General features: G+C 58.0%; 23 protein-coding genes and 1 pseudogene. 14 read left to right on the top strand and 10 right to left on the bottom strand.

Annotated elements, in window-relative coordinates; genetic code table 11:
- Positions 1-635: 635 nt before the first annotated feature.
- Positions 636-1,967 carry a replication-associated recombination protein A gene (locus ILT44_RS27030; protein WP_204242708.1) on the bottom strand — a complete coding sequence of 444 codons (1,332 nt, stop codon included), beginning with the start codon at positions 1,965-1,967 and terminating at the stop codon, positions 636-638.
- 59 nt (positions 1,968-2,026) lie between these two features.
- Positions 2,027-2,977: a tyrosine recombinase gene (locus tag ILT44_RS27025; RefSeq protein ID WP_204242707.1), complete on the bottom strand. Its 951-nt coding sequence runs from the start codon at positions 2,975-2,977 to the stop codon at positions 2,027-2,029.
- A gap of 206 nt (positions 2,978-3,183) precedes the next feature.
- Between ILT44_RS27025 and ILT44_RS27020 the strand changes: the two genes are divergently transcribed.
- The 3 genes from ILT44_RS27020 (at position 3,184) to ILT44_RS31230 (ending at position 5,374) form a co-directional block, all read left to right on the top strand.
- On the top strand, positions 3,184-3,879 hold the full coding sequence (locus ILT44_RS27020) for a response regulator transcription factor (RefSeq protein WP_204242706.1): 696 nt from the start codon (positions 3,184-3,186) through the stop codon (positions 3,877-3,879).
- Positions 3,880-4,288: 409 nt separating this feature from the next.
- Entirely contained in the window at positions 4,289-4,660 is a 372-nt protein-coding gene (locus ILT44_RS27015; RefSeq protein ID WP_204242705.1) for a hypothetical protein, read from the top strand.
- Between the two features lie 255 nt (positions 4,661-4,915).
- Complete coding sequence (locus ILT44_RS31230) at positions 4,916-5,374, top strand: HU family DNA-binding protein (protein WP_204242704.1); 459 nt, start codon at positions 4,916-4,918, stop codon at positions 5,372-5,374.
- A gap of 80 nt (positions 5,375-5,454) precedes the next feature.
- Here the strand turns inward: ILT44_RS31230 and ILT44_RS27005 are convergent, their stop codons facing one another.
- Complete coding sequence (locus tag ILT44_RS27005) at positions 5,455-5,727, bottom strand: SWIB/MDM2 domain-containing protein (RefSeq protein WP_204242703.1); 273 nt, start codon at positions 5,725-5,727, stop codon at positions 5,455-5,457.
- A 139-nt stretch (positions 5,728-5,866) separates the two neighbouring features.
- Positions 5,867-6,136: a hypothetical protein gene (locus tag ILT44_RS27000; protein ID WP_204242702.1), complete on the bottom strand. Its 270-nt coding sequence runs from the start codon at positions 6,134-6,136 to the stop codon at positions 5,867-5,869.
- Positions 6,137-6,778: 642 nt separating this feature from the next.
- Here ILT44_RS27000 and ILT44_RS32020 point away from each other — a divergent pair.
- The 4 genes and pseudogenes from ILT44_RS32020 to ILT44_RS26985 form a co-directional block, all read left to right on the top strand.
- Positions 6,779-6,856, top strand: a pseudogene (locus ILT44_RS32020) (hypothetical protein); the annotation flags it as partial.
- 666 nt (positions 6,857-7,522) lie between these two features.
- On the top strand, positions 7,523-7,858 hold the full coding sequence (locus tag ILT44_RS26995) for a hypothetical protein (RefSeq protein ID WP_204242701.1): 336 nt from the start codon (positions 7,523-7,525) through the stop codon (positions 7,856-7,858).
- A 360-nt stretch (positions 7,859-8,218) separates the two neighbouring features.
- Complete coding sequence (locus tag ILT44_RS26990; protein ID WP_204242700.1) at positions 8,219-8,599, top strand: MbcA/ParS/Xre antitoxin family protein; 381 nt, start codon at positions 8,219-8,221, stop codon at positions 8,597-8,599.
- Positions 8,559-9,314, top strand: a complete 756-nt coding sequence (locus ILT44_RS26985; RefSeq protein WP_204242699.1) for an RES family NAD+ phosphorylase — start codon at positions 8,559-8,561, stop codon at positions 9,312-9,314. Before ILT44_RS26990 ends, ILT44_RS26985 begins: the two co-directional genes overlap by 41 nt.
- Positions 9,315-9,454: 140 nt before the next feature.
- Here the strand turns inward: ILT44_RS26985 and ILT44_RS26980 are convergent, their stop codons facing one another.
- Positions 9,455-10,051: a hypothetical protein gene (locus ILT44_RS26980; protein ID WP_204242698.1), complete on the bottom strand. Its 597-nt coding sequence runs from the start codon at positions 10,049-10,051 to the stop codon at positions 9,455-9,457.
- A 1,131-nt stretch (positions 10,052-11,182) separates the two neighbouring features.
- Here ILT44_RS26980 and ILT44_RS26975 point away from each other — a divergent pair.
- On the top strand, positions 11,183-11,866 hold the full coding sequence (locus ILT44_RS26975; RefSeq protein WP_204242697.1) for a hypothetical protein: 684 nt from the start codon (positions 11,183-11,185) through the stop codon (positions 11,864-11,866).
- A gap of 329 nt (positions 11,867-12,195) precedes the next feature.
- Here ILT44_RS26975 and ILT44_RS26970 read toward each other — a convergent pair whose 3' ends face one another.
- Positions 12,196-12,795: a hypothetical protein gene (locus tag ILT44_RS26970; protein WP_204242696.1), complete on the bottom strand. Its 600-nt coding sequence runs from the start codon at positions 12,793-12,795 to the stop codon at positions 12,196-12,198.
- A gap of 643 nt (positions 12,796-13,438) precedes the next feature.
- Between ILT44_RS26970 and ILT44_RS26965 the strand changes: the two genes are divergently transcribed.
- Entirely contained in the window at positions 13,439-14,566 is a 1,128-nt protein-coding gene (locus ILT44_RS26965; protein ID WP_204242695.1) for a hypothetical protein, read from the top strand.
- 1,140 nt (positions 14,567-15,706) lie between these two features.
- Here the strand turns inward: ILT44_RS26965 and ILT44_RS26960 are convergent.
- Together ILT44_RS26960 and ILT44_RS26955 are read right to left on the bottom strand one after the other, a co-directional pair.
- A complete protein-coding gene (locus tag ILT44_RS26960; RefSeq protein WP_204242694.1) occupies positions 15,707-16,156 on the bottom strand; it encodes a DUF6915 family protein in 450 nt (149 codons plus the stop codon).
- 2 nt (positions 16,157-16,158) lie between these two features.
- Complete coding sequence (locus ILT44_RS26955) at positions 16,159-16,620, bottom strand: DUF6878 family protein (protein ID WP_204242693.1); 462 nt, start codon at positions 16,618-16,620, stop codon at positions 16,159-16,161.
- 1,102 nt (positions 16,621-17,722) lie between these two features.
- Here ILT44_RS26955 and ILT44_RS26950 point away from each other — a divergent pair.
- Positions 17,723-18,496: a hypothetical protein gene (locus ILT44_RS26950; protein WP_204242692.1), complete on the top strand. Its 774-nt coding sequence runs from the start codon at positions 17,723-17,725 to the stop codon at positions 18,494-18,496.
- A gap of 96 nt (positions 18,497-18,592) precedes the next feature.
- Positions 18,593-19,312 carry a hypothetical protein gene (locus ILT44_RS26945; RefSeq protein ID WP_204242691.1) on the top strand — a complete coding sequence of 240 codons (720 nt, stop codon included), beginning with the start codon at positions 18,593-18,595 and terminating at the stop codon, positions 19,310-19,312.
- 91 nt (positions 19,313-19,403) lie between these two features.
- On the opposite strand, the gene ILT44_RS26940 is transcribed toward ILT44_RS26945, so the two are convergent.
- Positions 19,404-20,461 (bottom strand): IS630 family transposase gene (locus ILT44_RS26940; RefSeq protein ID WP_239468573.1). Its coding sequence is split into 2 segments (ribosomal slippage): positions 19,404-19,927 and positions 19,927-20,461, totalling 1,059 coding nucleotides; the frame shifts between segments, so codons are not numbered across the junction.
- Between the two features lie 451 nt (positions 20,462-20,912).
- On the opposite strand from ILT44_RS26940, the gene ILT44_RS26935 reads away from it, so the two are divergent.
- Genes ILT44_RS26935 through ILT44_RS26925 form a run of 3 tightly spaced genes read left to right on the top strand, consistent with a single transcriptional unit; the run spans position 20,913 to position 21,991 of the window.
- Positions 20,913-21,182: a hypothetical protein gene (locus ILT44_RS26935; protein ID WP_204242689.1), complete on the top strand. Its 270-nt coding sequence runs from the start codon at positions 20,913-20,915 to the stop codon at positions 21,180-21,182.
- On the top strand, positions 21,131-21,622 hold the full coding sequence (locus tag ILT44_RS26930) for a transposase (protein ID WP_204242709.1): 492 nt from the start codon (positions 21,131-21,133) through the stop codon (positions 21,620-21,622). Before ILT44_RS26935 ends, ILT44_RS26930 begins: the two co-directional genes overlap by 52 nt.
- A 6-nt stretch (positions 21,623-21,628) precedes the next feature.
- Positions 21,629-21,991 carry a hypothetical protein gene (locus tag ILT44_RS26925; RefSeq protein ID WP_204242688.1) on the top strand — a complete coding sequence of 121 codons (363 nt, stop codon included), beginning with the start codon at positions 21,629-21,631 and terminating at the stop codon, positions 21,989-21,991.
- Positions 21,992-22,204: 213 nt separating this feature from the next.
- Here the strand turns inward: ILT44_RS26925 and ILT44_RS26920 are convergent.
- Positions 22,205-22,623 (bottom strand): hypothetical protein (locus ILT44_RS26920; protein WP_204242687.1); only part of this gene is annotated, 419 nt, incomplete at its 5' end.

The raw sequence follows: 22,623 nt of genomic DNA, 5'->3' as shown, positions 1-22,623 counted from the left end.
CCACTCCGCGCCCGGCCTCGGCTCATGCCTCAGCTTAACGACACCGTCTGTCAGATTAAGTCCAAACTACTTCACTTCATCCCGCTGCCTGGTAAGTTCGTTACCCCGGCGGATTTTCATACTCACCTCGCAACGCTGCAGCGACATCCGCCGGTGGGACGCCGCGATGCCACAGGACATAGACGGTGCGATAGCGCGGCGGCGCCAGGCCAGCTTCCCGGCACGCTGCATCAGCTTGGTCGTGCGCCCTGCGAATGCTGCCAAACGGTGCCCTGTCGCCCGGCCTCCAAGCCGGGGAGCGACAGCTCAGGATGGCTCGCCAAATGATAACCAGCTTCAGGTGCGGAAACCTGCGGCCTTTCCGCGTGGTCTTTGGCCTCGAGGCCTGTTCTGGCCCATGCGTCGCGCGTGCTCGAGCCAAAGCGAAGCGACGCTGGAGGGCGCGATGGGAGATATCGTGCCCCTCATCATCCGGGGCCGCGCCGCGCTGCTCGGCATCGCGCAAGGCTGTCCTCAATCGTGCGATCCGCCAGGCCGGAATGGTTTCGAAAGGTTCAGCGCTCATCTCGTTTCGCCACTGTATTGCATCTCTCCCACCGTGCAGGGGCAAGAGTGGTCCTATCCCAGGTTTCTGCTCAACTGCTGCCGGACCCTTCCTGCCATTGCTGTGGCTGCGGCTGACCGGTGACGCGCTCCCACCAAGCATCAGCCCGTGCCTCAAACGTCGGACTGCCCCGACCATCGCTCTGATAGAACTGGCCGGGCTGGATGCCGGGAGCGTAGGTCTGCTCAACCCAGCCACGCGGATCATCATGCGGGAACTGGTAACCAACGTGGCCCAGCTTGGCCGCTCCGGCATAGTGCCCGTCCCGCAGGTGCGGCGGAACCGGAATCATCGGCTGCGATTTGACATAGGCCATCGCCACACCGATGCCGCGGCAGGCCGAGTTAGACTTCGGCGCCCGTGCGATGTGCAAGGCTGCATGCGCCAACACGATCTGGGCTTCCGGATAGCCGACATGCTGGACAGCCGTAAGAGCGGCCGCGGCAGTCTGCAGGGCTGTGTTGTCGGCGAGGCCCACATCCTCCGAGGCATGGATGAGAATGCGCCGGGCGATGAAGCGAGGATCCTCACCGGAATAGATCAGGCGCGCCAGCCAGTACAGGGTGGCGTCCGGATCTGACCCGCGCATCGCTTTGATGAAGGCTGAGATCGTGTCGTAGTGATAGTCACCCTTGCGGTCGAAGGGGAGAGGTGAGGCTTGGTAGACCTCCTCCACCATGGCTCCGGTAATCGCGATGGTTGATCCAGGCTCCGATCCGAGCACCAGTGTCTCGAGGGCATTCAACACGCGGCGGGCGTCTCCTCCGGCCCGTCCGATGAGCTGCTTCATCGCATCAGCCTCGAGGCGAACGTGCAAATCCTTGTGGCTAGCAAGGAAGCCTACCGCCCGCTCCACCACCTGCTGTAGATCCTCCAGTGAGTGCGGCTCCAGCTGGAAGATAGAGGCACGGGAGACGAGGGCAGGGGTGAGCACGTGATAGGGGTTGCCAGTGGTCGCCGCAATTAGGTCGAAGGTGCCAGTTTCGGTCAGATCGAGGAGATAGTCCTGCTGTGCGCTGCTGAATCGGTGGATCTCGTCGATGAACACCAGGATGTCCTTGGCCTGAGCCTCCTGAGCCACAGCCTTGATGTCAGAGACATTGCTGCTGGCCGGATGAAGAGAGCGGAACTCCTTCTTCATCTCCTGGCCGATCGCCCGGGCAATCGTGGTTTTACCAACCCCTGGCGGGCCAAAGAGAATGACAGTGCCGAGACGGCCGGCTCGGACGCGCCGCCGCAGCGGCCCGTTCGGTCCCAGGATATGCTGCTGCCCGATGAGCTCGTCGAGGGTTTGCGGGCGGATCTCGGCGGCAAGCGGCTTGGGACGCTGCTCCTGGGCCTTGGAGAAGAGATCAGGTTTCATCACGGGTCACAGGCGGTTTGAAGGACGAGCGTGAGCCTACTCCTACTCGATCTGCATGCTTAATCCGCAATATTTTCAGCATTGAGCGGATGGAGGTCGCGGACCATCTGGTGGAGACGGGAGGTGTCGAGATGCGTATAGATCTGGGTGGTCTCAATCCCCGCATGGCCGAGTAGCTCCTGCAGCACGCGCAGATCGGTACCGCCTGAGTGCATGTGGGTGGCAAAAGCATGCCGCAGGACATGAGGGGAGACCCGGTCGGAACTGGCCAGTCCTGCCGCTACGGCGGCTTCCTTGATCTCAAGCAGGGCAGCTTGTCGCGTCAAAGCCTTGGTGCCGTTGCGCACCGAGTGGAACAGCCACGGAGAGGGCGCTCCGCCGGAATAGGCGCGGGCCAGCTTTTGCCACTGGGCGATGGCTGCAATGGCACGCTCGTGCAAGGGTACGAGCCGCTGCTTGTCGCCCTTGCCGCGCACCAGCAGCATGCGGGTACCAGGAGGCGCGGCATCCGCGGGCAGCGACAGCGCCTCGCTGATGCGCATGCCCGAAGCATAGAGCGTCTCGAACAGAGCCGCCCGCCGGGCATAACCGGCCTGTCGGTACAGTCCCACGGAGGGATCGGCCGCAAGCCCATGAGCCGTCTCCAGGAGCGACTCCGTCTCTGTGATCGACAGAACGAAGGGCAGCTTCCGGGGCCGGCGCATGGTCGACAGATTGGATGTGGGATCGCGGGAGCCGAGCTCCTCCGCGATCAGGAACTTGTGCAAGCCGCGTGCCACTGTGATGCGGCGGGCAATGGTCGATCCAGCATAGCCGCGTTGATCGAGATCGGCGATATAGTCCCGGACCTGCTCAAGCCCAACATCGTCCAACCCAAGGCTCTTCTCGCTCAGCCAAGCGAGATAGCAGTTGAGATCGTCGGTGTAGGTGTCGATGGTACCGGCAGATGCTCCGAGCTCCGTTGCCAGAGCATCGAGCCAGAGCTGGGCCAGCCGTAGGTTGGCGCGCATGAGATCCTCCTGTGAGAGGACCTTGTCACGGCACTGGTTACAAACTTCTTGTCAAAATTATCCTTATGCGAATTTGTTTAGCCGGCTAAGTCCACTGAACCTTGAGACAAGGGTCGGTGCAGGGAAAGCGTCACCGTACCGCCAGCGTTAACGCCTCGTTGAGCATACTTCCCTCACAGTGGCTGAGGTCTTTGGGAGGTGGTGCGATGCGGGTGTTGCTGATCGAGGATGACATCTCTGTCACTCAGAGCATTGAGCTCATGCTGCAGCGCCTCAATGTCCGGATCTCCGTGGCCGATCTGGGCGAGCATGGCATCGATCTCGGCCGGCTCCCCGACTACGACATCATCCTGCTCGACCTCAACCTCCCGGACATGTCAGGCTATGAGGTCCTGCGACAGCTGCGGCTTGCCAAGGTGAGCACGCCCGTCCTGATCCTCTCAGGCTTGGACGGTATCCAGAACAAGGTCAGAGGCCTGGGCTATGGTGCCGATGATTATCTCACCAAGCCGTTTCACAAGGACGAACTCATTGCCCGCATGCAGGCCATCATCCGCCGCTCGTCCGACCAGGCCGAAGCGGTGCTCCAATGCGGCGATCTGACGATCAGACCTCGGGCTCAACAGGCTGAGGTCGGAGGACGCCCGGTGAACCTGACCGGCACGGAGTACAAGATCCTGGCGTTTCTGGCTCAGCGCCAGGGGAGCACGCTCACCAAAGAGATGCTCCTCAATCATCTGTATAGCGGTATGGATGAACCTGCGATCAAGATCATCGACGTGTTCATCTGCAAGCTGCGCAGGAAGCTCGCGGAGGCCTCAGGCGGCAGGAACTACATCGAGACGGTCTGGGGCCGTGGCTACATGCTGCGCGAGCCGCAACCCCTCAAGTTGGCAAGCTAAGTCTCAGGACCACGATCGCATCCCATTATCCACTGCCCAGCGGACTGCAGGTTTTCCGGTTCCACTTGCCCTTGTGGAGCCAGTCCCCTCACCCCAATCTGTGGCAACATCTCGACCTGTCGAAATGAGAACGCCCCAACTGAAGCCTCTTCCAAACTCCAGCTAGGGCGTGTGCGATGCCGGTTGCAACACCGCGCCACCATCCTACTCTGCTCCCGATGAGCGTCAACGCCTGATACAATAAGCGCTGCTGAGATAAGCGGGCCAGAGCACATTGCATGCACTGGCGGCACGTGGTTGCCGTGTTGCTTTACCCGATCGTTTGAAACCGTTGGTTAACCATGCAAGCGCATGCTCTCACATGACGCAAGGGCTGGGCGGGCTTCCTGCTACCTGGAGACGGTTGCTCATGGCAGATAAACGGTTCACCGATGCGATTGAGGAGAAGTTGGCGTTGATCGCCCCAACCCTGAACACCATCGAGTTCGGAGGAGATCAGCCCTATCTTTGTGAATTGCAGACACTCCTCAGGCAGCACCTGACAAGCCTGGTTGTTCTGTTTGAGCGAGATCCAGGCCTGGATGCCGCAACAGCTGATCTATACGCGGCGGCTGCCGCTGTGGTGAACGACACCACAAGGGCGTCTCAGCCGCTTGTTCGAAAGCGCCGTCTGCTCAGGGAAGCCCAAGCACGCTTCCAGGAGCGCATCTCGACCGCACGCCCGAACGGAAGACGAGCCTGCGCCGCTTGGCGACAGAACGAGCTCTTCCTTGCGGCCTGATCCACGCTCGGGTTCCGCATCAGCCAAACTTGTGCGGCGGAACTCAGCCCCCTACCCTACTCACCACAGGAGTGGCTTGTCCGTTTAGTCATAGCGAGCAATCAGTCACAGATTGTTTGCGGTCCCAAGATCCTGTTAACTCATTCTGGTATGGATATTGAGGAAGTGATGGTCTGGTGATTTCAATCTTGGGCGGCAAGTACTTTTCCGACCGAGTGACTGCTAGATCTACAGTTCATCAGGAGGGTCTCACCAATGGCGAAAGCAGCAACCAAGAAGGCGCCGGCCCGCAAAGCGGCCATATCGAAGTCAACATCGGCTAAGGCGGTAGGAACTGCCGGCACAGCAGCTAAGAAGTCAGCGAAGACCACGGCATCCAGGACGGCCGCTAAAGCAGCCTCCAAGGTCGCGAAGAAGTCCACTGGCACGTCAGCCAGCCCGATCCTGACCCTGCGCCACATTGCCGAGCAGCTGTCGATAGCGCATGAGGTGCCCAAGCGCCAGGCCAACGAGATGCTGACGCAGGTGATCGAGATGATCGCCAAGAGCCTGAAGAAGGGCGATAAGATCCGCCTGAGCGGCCTCGGCATCCTGCAGGTGCGCAAGCGGGCTGCCCGCATGGGCCGCAACCCGCAGACCGGCGAGCCCATCAAGATCAAAGCATCGAAGAAGATCGCCTTCCGACCCGCCAAGGAGCTTAAGGAGGCGGTCTAGCCAGAAGCCGTAAACCGGATGGTTGAAGCGACACCCGCCCCGCCGGAACGCTGGCGGGGCGGGCCTGTTGTTGCGCCCGCTCAGGAGAGATGCTGCGCAAAGTGCTTGTTCATCTCGAACATGCTGACCTTGCTCTTGCCGCCGAAGACAGCCTGGAGCTTGTCATCCGCTAAAATCTCCCGCTTATTCTCGGGGTTCTGGAGATTGTTGGCCTTGATGTACTCCCACACCTTGCTCACAACTTCAGTGCGCGGCAGCGGGGAAGAGCCGACCACCGCCGCGAGTTCGTTCGAGGGCTGCAGTGGCTTCATCAGCGCCGGGTTCGGCTTCTTGGCTGCTTTGGCCTCTGTCATTGTGAAACTCCGATGTTACGCTTGTCTGCCATCTGCATCGGCAAGGTGGCGGGACCATGGCAAGCAACGACTAGCAATCTCTTAACCCGCCCCGCCACTCAGATCGCCGAGGTAGCTTTGACTGACGATTGCAAGATCGTCAGTACCCACGCCGTTTGCTTTGGGGCTTGGCCATCATTTGCCGCATCGCTTCCTCCGCCCGAGCTCTGGCTTCGTCGTCATGGCTGAGGTTGCGTACTTCTGACGCCTCCTCTTGCTGCTGCAGGCCATTCTTGCGCGCCCGCCATTGCTTCGCCTGTGCGGCGGTGGCAGCTGCGTTGGCTAGCCTCTCCAATCGATCCAGCTGGGGCGTGCTCGCCTTCCCGTCAGTTTCAGGTTGTTCGTCCTCTTGCTCAGGGTGTTTGGCCATGGGTTCGCTTCCTAATCAATGATGCCAGCCGCGCTAGGATGTTACGTGCTTCCATTTCCAGAGGCATCGGTTAACTTCGCCTTAACCATAAAGGTCCGAGGTACGCCGATGCGAAAGATCCGTCATGGCTTCATAGCGATCGCCGTCCTGGGAGGCCCAGCCTCTCTCATCCTCGCGCACCAGAAGCTCACGCAGTCATGGCCGCAGGAGGCATCCCGTCCTGCCGATGTCACCCCACTCGTTCAACAAGCCTATTCCCAATGTACTGAAGCACCGCATTTGGGCAGAGCATCTCATTGCGATGACTTCATCTGGTCCGCTGACCAATGCGCAGCCCCCGAGAACGATTGCGATCCTCGCGCCGTCTACGAGGTTCTTCTCAAGCTGAATGTCTCTCCTCCCCAGCAGGAAGACCAGCAGCCAGCACGACCACTCTAACGAACAGTTCGGATCAAAGCAGCTACAGCACCAGCCGGAGCCCTCCTGTCTAAAGGCATTCACTATAAAATGTTATAGTCGATTTTAGTGCTGCGTTGGGAGTTATGCGGCGATCAACTCACCCAGCATTAAACCGGATCGCGCAAATTACATAAATGGGAGCCTTGGACGCGCTCGGGATGCGACGGGACCTCACGGAAGACGCTGAATGCCAGGAACCTCGAGGCGGCTAAGGCCGAACGCCTGGCCGAACTACTAATCGGGGTCAGCCGGGGCCATGCGGCGGCCTAGTGCCGCCTGCTACTGGAACTGGCCAGCGCCACCAAGCCCACCAACATAGGCAGGAGATCTACAAGCGTCTAACAGCCCTCGCCCTCCTTGGGCCTGAAGGTGGCCACACACTCACCACTCGGATCACAGACGCTGTCATACGCAGGCCCAGGGGAACCATTGTTCCGGATCTCAGGCGTAAAAGCTTGAACTGCCAAAAAACTGCACGGGTGACAGATCTGCGGGAATATATTGTTCATCGCTCAGATGTGGTGCAGCGCCGCCTCAAGATCGGCCGCATACATCCGATGACCAAGTTCTATTCGAAGCACGCTGGTCTGGATGGCGCAGGCGTTTGAGGAGTACATGAGCGGGACCGGAGTTCGTTCTCTCAGGCCCCGAGGCGCTCACAGCAGACCTCGACCAAGACCTCCCAACCGAAGAAGCCTTTCACCACCAAGTGGCTCCCCTCACCTGCCAGAATCGTGCCATTGGGCTGTTCTTTGACTCACACCAAAGAGTAGTTGAGGCCCGCCGCGCACAAAAGGTACAAGAAGAACTGCGGGGGACATTCCATCTTAAAGAGCCCGTGGTTATCCTCTCCACAAAACGTCCGCTCGGAGAGAAAAGCCCAACGCATCGTGCGGATCATATGACCCATTTTGGGAGCGATGCGCTATGCCTTTGAATCTGAACGGTCTCGGACCCGATGAGACCATGCTTGCTCTTCACATTGCCCAGGACAATTGCGGCAAATCTGTCGGTCAGTTCCACTTCGTCGTGCCGCTGACACGCAACCGCCCCTACATTGATAATGTCGAGGAGATCCTGGCCAAGTGCGCTCATTTCGGCATCAATGTTCGCTGCGAGTTGATTACCCCTCATCTAGTGGATAAGCGCCACTATCCTCGCGTAAAGTTCACGATCAAGAACCGGCTGCGCATGCCGTGTACAGCTGTGTTCATCTTCGAGACAGCCCAAGACCAGTTGAGGTTCAAGCTGGCGTTCGGCTGAAGATTCAGTATCACGTCAGCCTTGCCAGAATTCTCGTCGTCTCCGGCATGAAGTCGAACTCACGGAGATGCCACGCACCACACAAATGCTCGCGAGATAATTGCGAGCATGACCTACGATCATGCCGGGGATAGCGGCATTCATTTCAACGTCATTCCTACGGCAATGGCTGTACCAGGCGGCTGCTCAGTTGCTAGCTGTTCAATCCACCTTTATATATAATATAATGTCATAAAACAGATGTTCGGCCCACTTAGGCTCCAGCGCCACCCGTCGCACAGCGAGGATGCCTGCTCAAAGGGAACTTTTCTCTTTACAGAAATATTTATTGTCATATCTTTCTACAGAAAGGAGACCCTTATGGCCCTACATGCAACTGCCGCGTCGCAGCCTCGCGATGGCGCAATCGTCGCAAAAGCTGCCATCCATGCGGCCGAGCGGCTGGGCATCCCTGGCCGCGTGCTCGCCGCCATCATTGGCGTCTCCGAAGCTACGGTGTCCCGGATGAAAACCGGCGACTTTGCTTTGGACCGCGACCGCAATGCCTTCGAGCTTTCTCTCCTCTTTGTCCGGCTCTACCGCTCCTTGGACGCCATTGTCGGGGGTGACACAGCGGCCGCGGCCTCTTGGCTGAACAGCCACAACACCGCTCTGGACGTGCGCCCCATCAACGCCGCTCAGTCAATCTCCGGACTTGTGCATGTCATCGACTATCTCGACTCCCGACGCGCTCCGATCTGAGTTCCGGCCCTTCAGGGGCCAGTGCTGGCGCGTCGTGGAGTCTCAGTACGTTATTGCCACGTTCCCTCTCGTAGACACCTTAGACGAGCAGGCCCGGCTTGAGGAACTGCTCGATGCCACCAAGCCGCCCGTCCCACGTGAATGCCAGCATCTTCACCCTCTCCTCTACACGCCCTTTCGGTACGTTCCCAAGTACGGCTCGCGCTTCCGGCGAGCAGGCCAACGGGAGGGTGCGTTCTATTCTACGGAAAGGGTGGAAACAGCGATTGCCGAAATGGCCTTCTACCGGGTTCTGTTCTTCGCCGAATCCCCAGACATGAAGATCCCTCAGGGATTTGCCGAGTATACCGCTTTTGCTGCCTCCATCTCCACGGATTGCGTGATCGATATCACAGGAGCCACAGATCCAACCCTCGCCCACCTGAATGACTACAGCGCAACACAGGCCTTTGCTGATCTCGCACGCGCCGCTGGGGCAACAGGGATCCGCTCGACGTCGGTTCGTTGCTCAAACGGTGGTGTCGTGCTCTCATGGTTGAGTTGCAGCGTGTTTGATCAGACTGAACCTGTCATGCGCCAGAGCTGGCACATACGAGTGACAAGGCGGGGCGTCCAAGCCGTCTGCGAGAGCCCTCGCCTTGCCATCCAATTCGAGCCTACGGCATTCGCGGCTGATCCCAGGCTTGCCGCTTTTTCTTGGGAACGTGCGATCTAGCCGAGTCTACGTGTGTTGTGGTTCAGAGTCCTGAACTGTACCATCAGAAGCTCCATAGGTTGGGGAGACATACTGTCTTGCCATCTCGGTGTGAGCGAAAATGATCATCTCCAATCCAATAGTCGCCAGCTTACGCGTTGCTAAAACCAGCGCATTTTCAACGCGACAAGGTCAACGTGGTTAGGCTCCTCGTGGAAAAAGATCACTGGTCTATACCCCGATGTGAGGATCTGACGTGGGGTGCTCAACATTGCATCGAATAACTCTATTTCCTCAGCGTCAGCTTTCCAGTTCGAGAAGATCCAGTGCATCCGGATATCCGTAACGAGAACAGCGTCTCCGTAGCAAGACACTCCAACATTCATGCCCCTGCCAGGCTTCGTACTGGGTTGACGCAGAAGCTTGTCCGCCAGCTCGTTGGCAGGGAAGATCGACGACAGGTCGTAAGGTGTACCGTACCACCCTTGATCACCGTAAGTCGCTGTGATCTCGGCGCGTTGCTCATTGTAGTCGACCCATGCGGTTACCTGAGGTGCGTTGGGATGAAAGTTGGGCAGTCGCTCCCAGGCATCACGGAACCAGTAATGGCTGTAGCCTACTGGTTCGAATGCACGAGTTTCAGCACGCATGATGTTCCTGATCCCAACTTTCTCGCGACTGAGTATTCCCTTCTGTGACAATTCCTTGAGCACGTTACGGCTCGTCGGGTCTGGTTTGAGACGATTGCTCTTCGACATCACCACACCTCCCGTACAAGGAAGCGCCGGCCTGCACCGCTCCCGTGGCTCAAGTAAATGTCGACAGCTTCAGAAAAATCATCGGGTAGTAGGAGCCCATCATCGAGCCATTCTTGCCTCCTGAGGCTGCTACACAAGTCATCGTCAGCGATGTCATCTGATTCGAGCCAATTGGAAGCATCAGGAGAGATAACTGCATCATTGAAAATATCACTGTTAATAAAATCGAATTTCATGGATCAACTACTTAGAATAAACGTTTCTTAAAATTCAGAACAAAAATCATCTTATGGGAAAATACAGACTCAGAGCATACGATTTCTCTGAACGTCGAGAGTCGTTCTCTTCTGCATGTGCTGAAACCTACCATCTTACTTCTGAAATGACGAAATTAAAGTTTCACGCAATCTGCTATGTTCAAATGCACGCTGCCGCTAGCGTAGGAGCGCTGGTTGCTGTGGAGCTTCTTAAGACTGCAGCGCATTGCTACACCGCAGCATCTTGGAAGTCCGCAGCAAACGCGTTAGGTGCTTCCTCAGTTCTCCCTCATAGCTTTCCTGAAGGCCGCCGAGAGCGATCATCGTGCACGCCTTTCAGAAAGCTCCTCAAAATCGTCATAGGACAAGCACAATGCCGGGCGCCGCACGTCAGTTCGAGCCGCAGACCACCCGTACTGGTGGAGCCCCCTCCAAGTACCGTTTCACCGCCCGATGCTCTGGCTGCAAGAGGACAGACACCTACGAATCCAGCAAGTCTGTGGGTGATGATCTCGTCAAAGGCTACTTCAAGGACCGCGGCTGGCTTCTCGGACGCGATCGGGCCTATGATCTGTGTCCGGCTTGCCTAGCGACGCCCCGAGAGGCTCAGCCGCCTCGCCCGAGCAACGAGGTTCAGCGCCATCGATCGCCAGAGGCTGCCAACCGCTCAAGCAGGCCTACAGCCCCAGCAGACAAGCGGTCTCGGGATACGGCAGATATCCTGGCCCGCCACTTAGGCAAACCCGAGGCGCTTGCTGCGGAGGTTTTCCGTCCCAAACCTGTGCAAACCCCTCGCCTGCCCGCGTCAGATGTACCCCAGCAAGCCGCACCAGCTCCTGCCCTGCCACACGAGGTGGAACAAGTCCTGACGGGAATGGCCGCAGATCTGAAGTGGCTCCGATCGACCATGGAGGTCTTGGCCGAGCAAGTAAGCAAGCTGGTGGCCCTTGGCGGCCAGCAGATTGAGGCCATCGCAGGTCTAGCACCTCTGGTCATCCACTCCGCCGAAGGAATCTCCGGCAGTCTTCGAGATGTTGTCACCGCAATCCGGTCGACCTCGGGCTCATCATCTCCAGCAGAAGATGCCACCGGCACTGGAGCGTCGCTCACGCGAGAGGCTAAACCCGCGGGACTGCAGGATCTGGACATCAGCTCAGAGCCAGAGCCCATGGTGGTCTCCAAGGCCAAAGAGCAGTTGAGGCAGATAAAGCGTCCGAAGCAGCCTCAGGACAAGAGGCGCAAGACGGCCGCCACGCCGATCGTGGTGAAGTCGATTGCGGATGCCAAGCGGCCAGACCGGTTCTACACCTCCATCCGCCTCCCGCGGGAGCTGTGGGATCAGGCAGGCTTCACGTCGGACGACCGCCTCCTGCTGGACTGGAGCGGCAAGGCTCTGACCATCGAGCGTATTGCTGAGGGCGGCGTGAAGCCGAAGGCGATTGGTGACACCACTGTGGTGCTGCAATCCTGGAAGCTTGGCGACCTCAATTTGGATCAGCCGAAGGTAAGCGAGGGAGAAGGCTCCTTGCGGCTGACGGCAAGGCCGCTGCGCCCATAGGAGCTTGGCGAAGTCGAAATGATCGCTCTCAAGAGACCTTTGTCGCCACAACCGCCGAGGTGTACGCTCAGGGCACTTTCACCCACAGGGTTGAGGCCTTTGCGGAGAAGCTGTGCGGCCACAGCCTCTCCGCTTCGGATCCCCTCATCACCACCCCTTGGATGAGGATCTGGCGCCGTTCGCCTCCTGCCGGCTCGGGCAGATGGCTCCCCATCCATGCTGCCCGGATCATCGAGGAGGAAGATCAGACAGTCACATGGTGAGAGATCAAAAGGTAGAAACTGGCCCAGTTGGATTTTCCCGTTAGAGAACGGCCCATCAGAAGCGGCTCAGAACTTGTGCCAAATTTTAGGGATTGAGCGGTTGAGGAAGGGCTTTAGTCCCTTCGGGATCCTTGGGTCTGAGTTCTGCAGATGCTTCTCCAGGGCCGCCAGCTGTCCTGTCAGCGTCCCGGTCGGAAGACCGGCGGGACGGCCGCCGTCACGAGACAGCACGACAACTCGATCGCCTTTCCTCCGGACCCGCACGAAGGAGTCACCCGCTGACCCTTCGAGCTGGTCAATCAGTCGGCCCGCCTCTTGCCACGAGGCGCTCTCGATCGGGCGGATGCTGCTTCCACTCGACGCGCCCGTCTCGATCATAAAACACGGCCAGCCCATGTGCTGCATCAAAGCGAAACTGCGACAAGGAATAAGCTTCCTATCCATCTGCGTTGCAGCCTCAACGACAAGGTCCACTAGCATTTCCCGCACTAGGTCGTCACGGCTATCTCCCGGCCTCACAATGCCAGCAGCAATCTGATCGCTCACCACTTGAGCAACCCGTGCTCGCGTAAATTCACCAACATGCTTCCATTCATCCTGAATGGCCCAACGGGTATATTTTCCCTGATCTTCGAAATAGACAGCGCAAAATCCAATGTTCTTCATGTATCACCTAAAAAGTGCGTAAAAATGTGCCGACTGAACTCACATGAACAGTGAGCGAGAGCGTCTAGCGCCGGTAGCAAACGTAACTGGGCCTAAAAGCAAGCGGCCCGTGTCTCGTCCTCAGTACCTATCAGCTGAGATCTGCAGAGATCAAAATTAAAAAACAGCATCTTACAGGTGCGTGGCAGTTCCTCGAGCACTTCAGCAATCAAGGCTTCGGTTCACTGTATCTCACGAACGAGGTGGCGATAACATCATCGTGGAGATCCGGTCAGCGTTTCCCGGAACCCGCTGAAGCAGTGCAGTATTGCATCATCCTTGTTCATTCGTCCGCTTGTTGCCCCCGTTGATGGGCAGCCGCGACTACGCAGCCTTTGGATCTCCTGATTCACCTTGCCACCCGCACTCTCACTCGTGCCTCCTCCGGTTCGACGAAGCAGCCATAAGCCGTGGGGTCACCGGAAGCAGCTTTGAGAGCGGCGTACTGAACATTCCACCGCCCCGCCCGCTCTCACGGCTCCGACGCAACCCGGCAGACCAGACTATGCCCGTTATGACACTCCTGAAAATATTGCAGTCACAACGCGAGATCCCATAGCCTTCCTTCATTGCATACTACCACAGCAATTCAAGGAAATGACTTATGCCAAATTGGGTTCACACTAGAGTACATCTGTCAGGTGCTTCCGAGCATATTGCCGCCTTCCGCAAGGCTTGCATCCGTCCAATCACCGATGAGGATGGGCAACCGATCGGCTTCGATTTCGGATCGCTTCTACCAATGCCTGCAGCTGCGAAGGCGACACTCCAGGACCGGTCGGAAGAAGCAAGGCAGCAAGCCATACAGGCAACCGGCTACGAAAGCTGGTACGACTGGCGATGTGACAACTGGGGCGTCAAGTGGAACTCATCCGCGTTTCGTCAAATAGCTCTGACACCATCCACCTTCGAATTTGGCTTCACCACTCCTTGGGCGTTGCCGACGCCAATCTTCGAAGCACTTTCCAAAGCCTTTCCTCTGCTGTCAGGTCGTGTGGTTGCAACGGAATGGGGAGAGGAGTGGGTTGCTATTGCATCATTCGCCGACGGCAAATTCAACGTGGTGTCCGACGCCCTGACACGAGAAATAGCGTTTATTGCCGCGCACCGCTCTTGGAACCCGTCGATAGGTGAAGCAATCGGAGCCACCATATCGGAGTTCATCGGCAAAGACACTGTTGGCAGGGACCATTGTCCGCCCGGCAATGGCCTCTGGGAAAGACTTGCAAGGCACCTTCCGCCGGACATGGTCAGGCGCCTTGAGTTCACGTTTGACGCCGAGCGGTTTATCGAGTGGCATGACGTAGCCTCGTCCCAGTTCCCAGCAGAGTTCGAAGACGACGACAGCGATGATCTTCGTCCCTTGGAAGATATCGTGCGGTCTCAAGAGGTCCGTACATTTCTGAACAGCAATGGACGCACATTTTCCAAGATTGATCGACAGGTGATCGAAAGCCTCTGTTACCACATTCAGGGAACCATCGGCTCATCAATGATCGACATGGAAATTGAGCGGGATTCTCGACAGTCGGCTGAACGAATCTTTGATCAGGTTCACCCCAATGAGTGCTGGGAGTGGGCAGCGCATGCTTTCTACCGCACCGGCGTTCATCTGAACCTTGCAGAGTTGAGCACGCTCAAGGCAAGCTTTGTAAGCTACACCCTCCAACTGCGACGGGACGTCCTTGCCTTCCTGCGTCAAGCCCAAGAGGCCGACAGCCTCGCAGCCTAGCTGCAGAACTAGCGTTTTCTGAACCTTGGCGACCGCAACTGGCCTCGCTTGATAAATACATGAGGCGGGTTGACAACCCACCTCATCATAGTTCGCTCAGGAGTAATGGGGTGCTCCGCCCCACAGCGTTGGCACCGGGACACATAGGCTGATTACCTCAGCCGTCCGACCGGGAGAGCGTGGAGGGCGACCGACCGCGCCGAGCACCCAGCAGGCCCTGCAAGCGACGGGGAAGGGTGGAAAGCGGCTGCTCGGCAATAGCCGCCCATTCGGCGGGGTATTGCAAAAAGGCACTCACTAAGACAGAGGACAGGTGTGCCTTGCGTATCAGGCTCTGTCCACATGCACCCGTCTTCTCGTGCGAGGTGCATGAGCTTGGATACAAATCCATAACCGTTGAATCACAGGGCCGGCACGGTCCAGATTGAGAGAGGGCGGCTACAAGCAGGCACCTGGCAACCACCTGCACCCCGTAGAAAGGGAACGTCGCTACGAGACAGGCTATGACCGGAGCGCAGATCAGGACATCAGCAGCACATCTCTTCCCACCTACATGCGGCCTCGTTTGTAGGTGGGGGGGAGATGAGCGACATCCCAAAGCGAGATCAGAACAACAAGATCTCTCAAGGGAACTTTGGTTCGTCCCGCTGGCGCATGAAATCACGGCAGCACAGGGTGCGGTCGTGTTTCAGAGCCAGCAGCGAGAGCGCCAGGCGCTCTGGCTCTATATCTGAGCCTCTAGCACCAATCCACAAACTCTGGAGCTGCCATAGCGCTAGCGTTTGCATTACTGCCGTCACTATAAGGCCGATATTGACTGAAGCAGCGAGCTTGGACTGGTCTACGCGTTTGAGATCCCCTCCCCTTCACCCACCTCTTCATCATCGTAGGGGGAGGAAAGATCGGTATTCTCACCCTTCCAACCACACTGCATGCACTGAGCTGGCGTACCATCGGGCCACTCCTCGCCGCCCCAAGGAACATCGGGATGAGTAGGATCCCCGCCATCTGGGGTCTGCATCGACCACATCAGCGCATAGACAGCTATGTGACGACTGGAACCGCATGCGGGGCAAGTCACCTGCTCAGAGTTACCCCGACGGTCATCAGGCTTAACTTTGGTCATCAGCCTCACCCCCGTCAACGATCCTGTTCCGGCCCTGCTTGAGTTCCATCTGGATTGGACCCCAGACCATTATGCGTCATAGGTCCTGTGACTCCGGCAGGCTGACCACTCCTGGCAAACGCAATCAAATCTTCGGACGTCATGGCAACCCGCCCCATCCATGGTTCGGGCTTAATGGCCCGCACCCAGTTAATGAACGACGAAACGCGCCCGAAATCTTCTTTGACATGCTGCTCCGCAATCCAGCGTGTGGGAACCTCGCGTCCCAAGCTGGTCGTGATTGTTGGTCCAAAGATGTCGACACATAGTGCAATGCCTTCCGCATGATGGCGCAGCGCACGATGACGGAAGTCGCATGTGATCCGTTTGCTCTCGTCAAACCACTGATGGATCGCTAGGTAATCCGCTGGCTCCCCTCCCCAACGGCGGGAGCTCGAGACGGCATGATGATAACTATCTGCCATGGTCAGAGCTCGTGCTCACTGTATTCGGAATCCGTGATCCGGACGTTCATCTCGCATCGGACCACATCTTCAGAGGGAATGATGATAACCTCGCCGTAGCCCCCATCTTCATTGATCCAGTCAACACCAACACTTTCAAGGAGCTCATAGGCCCAATCATCAAGCAGTTCGCGCATGGTCATGGAACGGCTCTCTTCCATGGCGCCAGTTGTACCTGTCCCTCCACCCGGAGTTCCGCCCACGGTCTGCTTCACTTTGCCCGGAATATCGCAAGGCCAGTCAAGAGACCCAGGTGTGCCATCCGCCTTCGTCCCAGAGATGTCTTGAACTTGGCCTTCGTCGCCGTATCCATCGAACTCAATGTGAGCCTCAGCAATGTCGTTCTCGGTAAGCCGCTTAAGAATGGCTGTACGGAGATCCTCCGTCTGGGCCCCTTCAACAGCGCCAGATTCGTTAGTCTTCATCGGACCCAATCCAACAGGTGGTATAGCGATAGCACAGGCTGACTGCCGCCAGGTTTCCCCAGCGTCAGCCAGCCGTATTGCTGTGTTGATTTTAGAAAGCCGGCCTGGCCGCTGCAAAGGTACAGCCGCGTCCAAGCGCTGCGCAACATGCCAATCTGCACGGACGCGGTCAAATCGATTTATTGAGTCAATTCGACTCACGTTTCGATGGATGTGCGCGCCTCTCCGGCATGATCGGCCCGCGATCCGGGAAAGCCAATCTCAGTAGGAGTTTCAACCGAACCTCGGGCACATCAGCGGCTGGAGCCGTCGGCATGCATCTGCTCAGCCTTCCGATCTATGATTACCATCTGCTGTCGGGCTGGGAGCAATTATCGGTTCGTTCTTACCTGGGCCGATTCGCATGATGTACCTTCGGACATAACTCTGGACGCCTGAACCTTTCCCTCCTGCCATCAGCGATTGAACAGAATACGATCGCGCTGGCGACCATTGATCGCTTCTATCCAAGCTCATGATGATCATCTGTCGTCCGACAGCACAGGAGACCAGACGTCGTCACAGACCGACTGCACCTTCAGGAGCTGTAGCAAAGCCGCCGAACCGAGCGGGCAAACCGGAACCGGGTTGAATGGGGCAGTTTAACGCTCCTCCTGATCCCAGTATAAAAATATTGCAACACAGGAATGGAGTTTCTTAGAGTCCCACTATTGCACCTAACCAACGATTTACAGGAGTTACATTCATGACAGATTGGGCGTTTACTCGAGCTATCCTTTCGGGCCCGTCGGACGAGATTGAGCGGTTCCGTCAGACCTGCTTCCGGATGATCTCTGACACGGCTCAAGGCGCACAGGACGTCGGCTTTGACTTCGAATCCCTTGTCGCAATGCCGGATGAAATCCGACAGACACTCGCAAGCCCGCTTCCTTACAAGCCACCGGCGTCAGAGCAGCCTTTCGGGCTTCACGAATGGTTTGTCTGGAGGAGCAGGAACTGGGGTACGCCCTCGAACTCGACGGCATTGCACATCCTCGAGTCATCGCCAACCCACATCGAGTTTTGCTTCGATACAGCTTGGTGCTTCCCGCAGCAGATTTTCGTGGCTCTCGCAAGAGAGTTCCCGGGCCTGACAGGTCATATGGTCACAACCGAGGGAACCGCGAACTTCGCCATCGTCGGCCTCGTATCAGAGGGTACCTTTACTGGAGCCTTGGGAGCAATCACCCGCGAGATCGCCTTCCTACTTGGGACGAATCACGACCCGGCAATCCATGAGGCCTTGCGTAGAGCTCTCACCAATTTCTTGCAGCCCGAGAACTTCGCCCGCGGGAGCGTGGGCAGCAATGATCTTCTTGAGATCAACTTTGGAGAGTTTTGGACAGACCTATGCCTGCAGCTCGAACCAAGGGTTGCGCGACGTCTCAACTTTTCGTTCGATATCGATCGCTACTGCGACTGGCATGATAATGATGAGCCTTGGTCTGAGGACAATGGCGCCCCCCATCACTTAGAGGACATCATCCAGAGCGCAGCGAACCTCAGGTTCCTCGAACGTGATGGCCGTTGCTATTACAAGATCGACCGCAAGCTCATGGCTTTGGTTGCAATCGACTTCCGGATGCACCTTGGGAGCACGCTGGCCGGCGAGGACCCCGATCGGGAATTCCGCCTCGAAGTGGCCTACCTGCTCGTCGATACTCCAGAGGATGAGCTTTGGGAATGGGCCGCCCATGCAGCATTCCGCTCAACTCCGCTCAATCTTGCTGATTTGGGCGCTCTGCAGACGAGCTTCGTCGATTACGCGTCCCATCTTCGCCAAGAGACGATCCGCTTCCTGACGAGAGATGATCTCCCGACCAGCATCGCCGCGTGAACCGGGAGCGCGTCCGCATTCATACGGCGCAAAGAACCGACCTGCGTCAGCCATACGCTGACCCGGGTGATCTCATCTGAACAATAGGAATTCAACATGACAACAACCTCCACCGGCAGGATGGATGCGCCGGCGCGCGTCCACTCCCCTTTCCGAAGCTGCGAATACATTGCGGTCCGACCGATCGTCGCGATCGGCGACTATACGCCCACAGGCGAGGTTAATAGGTACTCTGCGGTGCAGCTTCAGGTTGGACTACCGGGTATACTAAATCACACCCATTCGACCACCGACGAGATGATCAAGACCGTTGATATGGTCTTGCTTCTGAAGGAGCAGTTTCCACATCTGCGGCTCTGGTATGATGGCCTCGAGAACCAGGCGGAGTTTCACGACTGGCGCTCCTTTGCGGCCATGTACGCCGAATGGGACGAGCGCTGGGAGCTTGTCGAGCAGGTTGCAACCGGTACCCTGAATCAGGACGCACCAGAGGTTCTCAAAGCAGCGGAAGAATGCTTCCTCCTGGCTGCCGCGCTCCGCACGATCAGTAGGCCTGAAGCGACATCACCTGTCGGCCGCTCCAGCATCTCTCCGGCCGCTGACCGAACCCACTTGTTCCTGGTCACGGCCCGTGCGAGCAGTGGCGAGAGGCTCGACCTGTTCGTACGAGCCGATACACCTGATCGTGCCGCTGCAATCTTTATTGAGTACTACGGGAACAAAGAGGCCGACCTTCTGGAGCCTGCCGGAATCTGGGCTGTGCCTGCCCATCATGGACCGGATGGCGTCGTCGGCGCTTTCGAGGTCGCCCGATGAGTTTCACGGTAACGCCCAGCTACGCGCGCCCAGGATGTGGTCAGGATAAACACCCGGCTTTGTCCCGACTTATACCAAGTCTCGTTAATCATCATTGATGCGCCCAGTCGCGCAAGCCGATGGACATGATGGTCCAAGGCTGATCGATCTGCTTATTCCAGGCTTCACAGCAGTGATCGAGAATGTCGGCATAGGACGTGAAGATCCGGTTGGAGATCCAGTTCTCTCTCATGAACTGCCAGATGTTCTCGACCGGATTCAACTCAGGCGCTTTTGCCGGCAATGGCACCAAGGTGATGTTGGGCGGGACCTTCAGTTTACAGGAGACATGCCAGCCCGCCTGGTCGAGCAACACCACGGCATGCGCGCCAGGCGCCACAGCCTGCGCGATCTCGGCCAGATGCAGGGTCATGGCCTCGGTCATGCAGCGCGGCAGCACGAGGCCGGCTCCCTTGCCTTCAGCCGGGCAGATTGCTCCGAAGATGTAAGCAGATGCAGTCCGCAGATCGCGTGGCGCTGAGGGACGCGTGCCGCGCCTGGCCCAGCGGCGGGTGATCTTGTTCTTCTGGCCGATCCGTGCCACGTCGGCAAACCAGATCTCTACAGGGCCTCCATCGGCTTTGCCCTTCGCGATCTCCTCCAGACACGTGGGAAAGTCTTTTTAATAACCGCCACGGCTGCTTCGCTCTTTTCATGATGGCGCGGTCGGGCCGAGAGCTTACGGAAAGTCAGGGCCCGCAGTTCACGGCTGAGCGTCTGCTTGGAGATCCGAAACCGGTACTCCTCCCAGAGCCACTGCATCAGGTCGGCCAGGCGCCAGCGTACCACCCCATGCACTGCTGGAATCGGACCGCTCTCAATCAGCTCACTCAACCGCGAACGATGTTCGTCGCTTAAGATCGAGGGCTGCCCTGGTGCTTTCCCGTCCAGGAGCCCATCGGGACCGTGAGCATTGAAGCGCAGGACCCAGTCACGCACGGTCTGCAGACTGACCCCGCCCATCTCGGCCGCTTGGGTGCGCGAGCCACCCTCGGAAATCACTGCCAGGGCCAGCAAGCGGCGGGTCTGCGGCGCATCCTTGCTCCGGCGGGCAAACTGACGCAGGCAAACAGGATCGTAATCAGACTGGAGGGCGACGGGAATGGACATGGCAAACCTCCCTGCTTGCCATGTTGAATCACATCTCAGGGCATCTGGGACTGCGACGAGTCGCTCTCATGAGGACGTGGTATTACCTCGCGCCCTGATCACGATGAGTGGGGTGATTTTGCCCCTCCACAGGGCAACGATGAAACTCGCACCAGACGTCCAGACTGTGGCTGGGTCGGCAAGGTCCATGACCTGAGCAGCTGGTTGGCATTACCGGACCCGGTCTGGGGTAAAGGGGCAACAGATGGACAGTTGTGAGTCTGAAGTCGGCAACCAGTATGGCTATGAGTGCCCCTCCTGCGGATCACCTCATCACGTGTCCATCCGGGCACTGATCTGGACCTCCCTGACGGAGGATGGTTCAGATCCGGACGGGACGACCCCTGATCATGATCACCACTGGAATGATGGACACGATGCCCGCTGCAAGGCTTGCCACTGGTCTTGATTGGTGGGCGACCTCGAGGGGCGCTCTCAACCGGCACCCCTCCTCTACGTTGTCGTCTCCTATGGTGACGGCGAAGTCGAGCGGGCTCGTGTCTTTACCTCAATGGCTGCAGCACTCGCCTGCAGGGACAAGCATGTTGCTGAGAACTGGGAAACGTGCCTTCCAAATGAGCCTATGCCGGATGACCCGGAAGAAGCTGCCGATCAGTTCAACATGGAGGCATATGGGCAGGGCGAGCTCGTGCGTCTGCTGACCGCAGACATCGAGGACTAGAACCATGCGGCTTATTACATGCTCTGCGGCTGGCCGGCAGGGCGAGGAACTCCGGATCAGCCAGGACGTGTTTTTTACCCCTAGGCCGGTCGCGTGTTGGCTCTACCGTTCCTGATCGTCCTGGCCCCTCGGAACGTTATGCCTGCGTGAGGGGGCATCGGCACAAGCTGTTGACCGATTGGGCGGGCCAGATGCTGATCCAGGTGACCCGCTGGCCGCCCGAGCACCGGGCTATTGTTGTAGCCGATATGAGTTACGCGACCATCGAACTGCTTCAAGCGGTGCGGAGGCACCTGACGGTGATCACTCGCTTGCGGCTTGATGCGCGCCTGTTCGATCCGCCTCCGGCACGCCAGCCCAGGCAAAAGGGCCAGCCGCGGGTCTCGGGCGCTCGTCGGCCCACCTTGGCGCAGCGGCTGAACAACCCTAGGACCCGGTGACAGCGGGTGACCATCGCAAACTGGTCCGGAGGACAGGATCGGCAGCTTCCGATCACCTCCGGCACGGCGCTCTGGTACCACCCGCGCAACAGTGCGCCGATCCGCTGCGTGCTGGTGAGGGATGTTACGGGCGAGTTTGAGCCACAGGCTCTTTTGTGCACAGATCTGGTAGCGGATCCAGGTGAAGTGCTCACCTGGTTCGTGCGGCGCTGGTCTGTCGAGGTGACGTTTGCGGAAATGCGCCAGCATCTCGGCTTCGAGACGCAGCGCCAGTGGTCGGATCAGGCGATCGCCCGCACCACGCCGGCACTGCTGGGGTTGTTTGCACTGGTGACATTGTGGGCGGGAGAGGTTCGCAACGATGGCTGAAAATCACGACAAGCCGCTTGGAATGCAAAATCTCACCTGACCTTCAGCGATGCTCTTGCGGTTGTGCGCGCCAAACGATGGACCTCCAACTTTGAAGCGTCCCGGCTGGACCCAAACGTGGTGAAAATCCCTCGGGCTCTGCTCAGTCCTCTCACCGTGGCCACATGCTTTCCCGCCTGAAATGGCCCAACTCCAGACAGGAAGGTTTGCTACCTAAGTGTCTTGGCTATCCGGCATTTGCAAAAGTGTTTCGCCTTTTTGGGCCATATATAATTCGAATTGCCAACCAGCCCAATCGATAGGCCATTGGCCCCGCATTCGCATCTTTATCTCCCAGATTTTTTCTAGCTCGTCCTCCAATGTCATTATGTCAAGCTTACGCCGGGCTAACTTTAGGTCGACTACCGACGACAACTCTAACATTGCATGTGGTAAGTCGACGCCTGATCCGACCAGCGATTTAATTTGTTGCAGATGGAATCCTATTTCCCTTAGCAAATACTGTTTTACACGTTCCTCCCTTTCAATAAAAACGACTTGGTCCTCAAGTTTCTGTGACCCGCCCCCATGGAGTGGTCCGGTTGGAATGTTAGTGCAGTGACGGCCTGTCCGCCAGTGCGGGCGGCGCGGCT

Origin of the sequence: Microvirga arvi (assembly GCF_016892765.1) — a bacterium.
GTDB lineage: Bacteria > Pseudomonadota > Alphaproteobacteria > Rhizobiales > Beijerinckiaceae > Microvirga > Microvirga arvi.
Note: the sequence above shows the minus strand (reverse complement) of the source record. Positions and strands in the feature narration are given on the sequence as shown.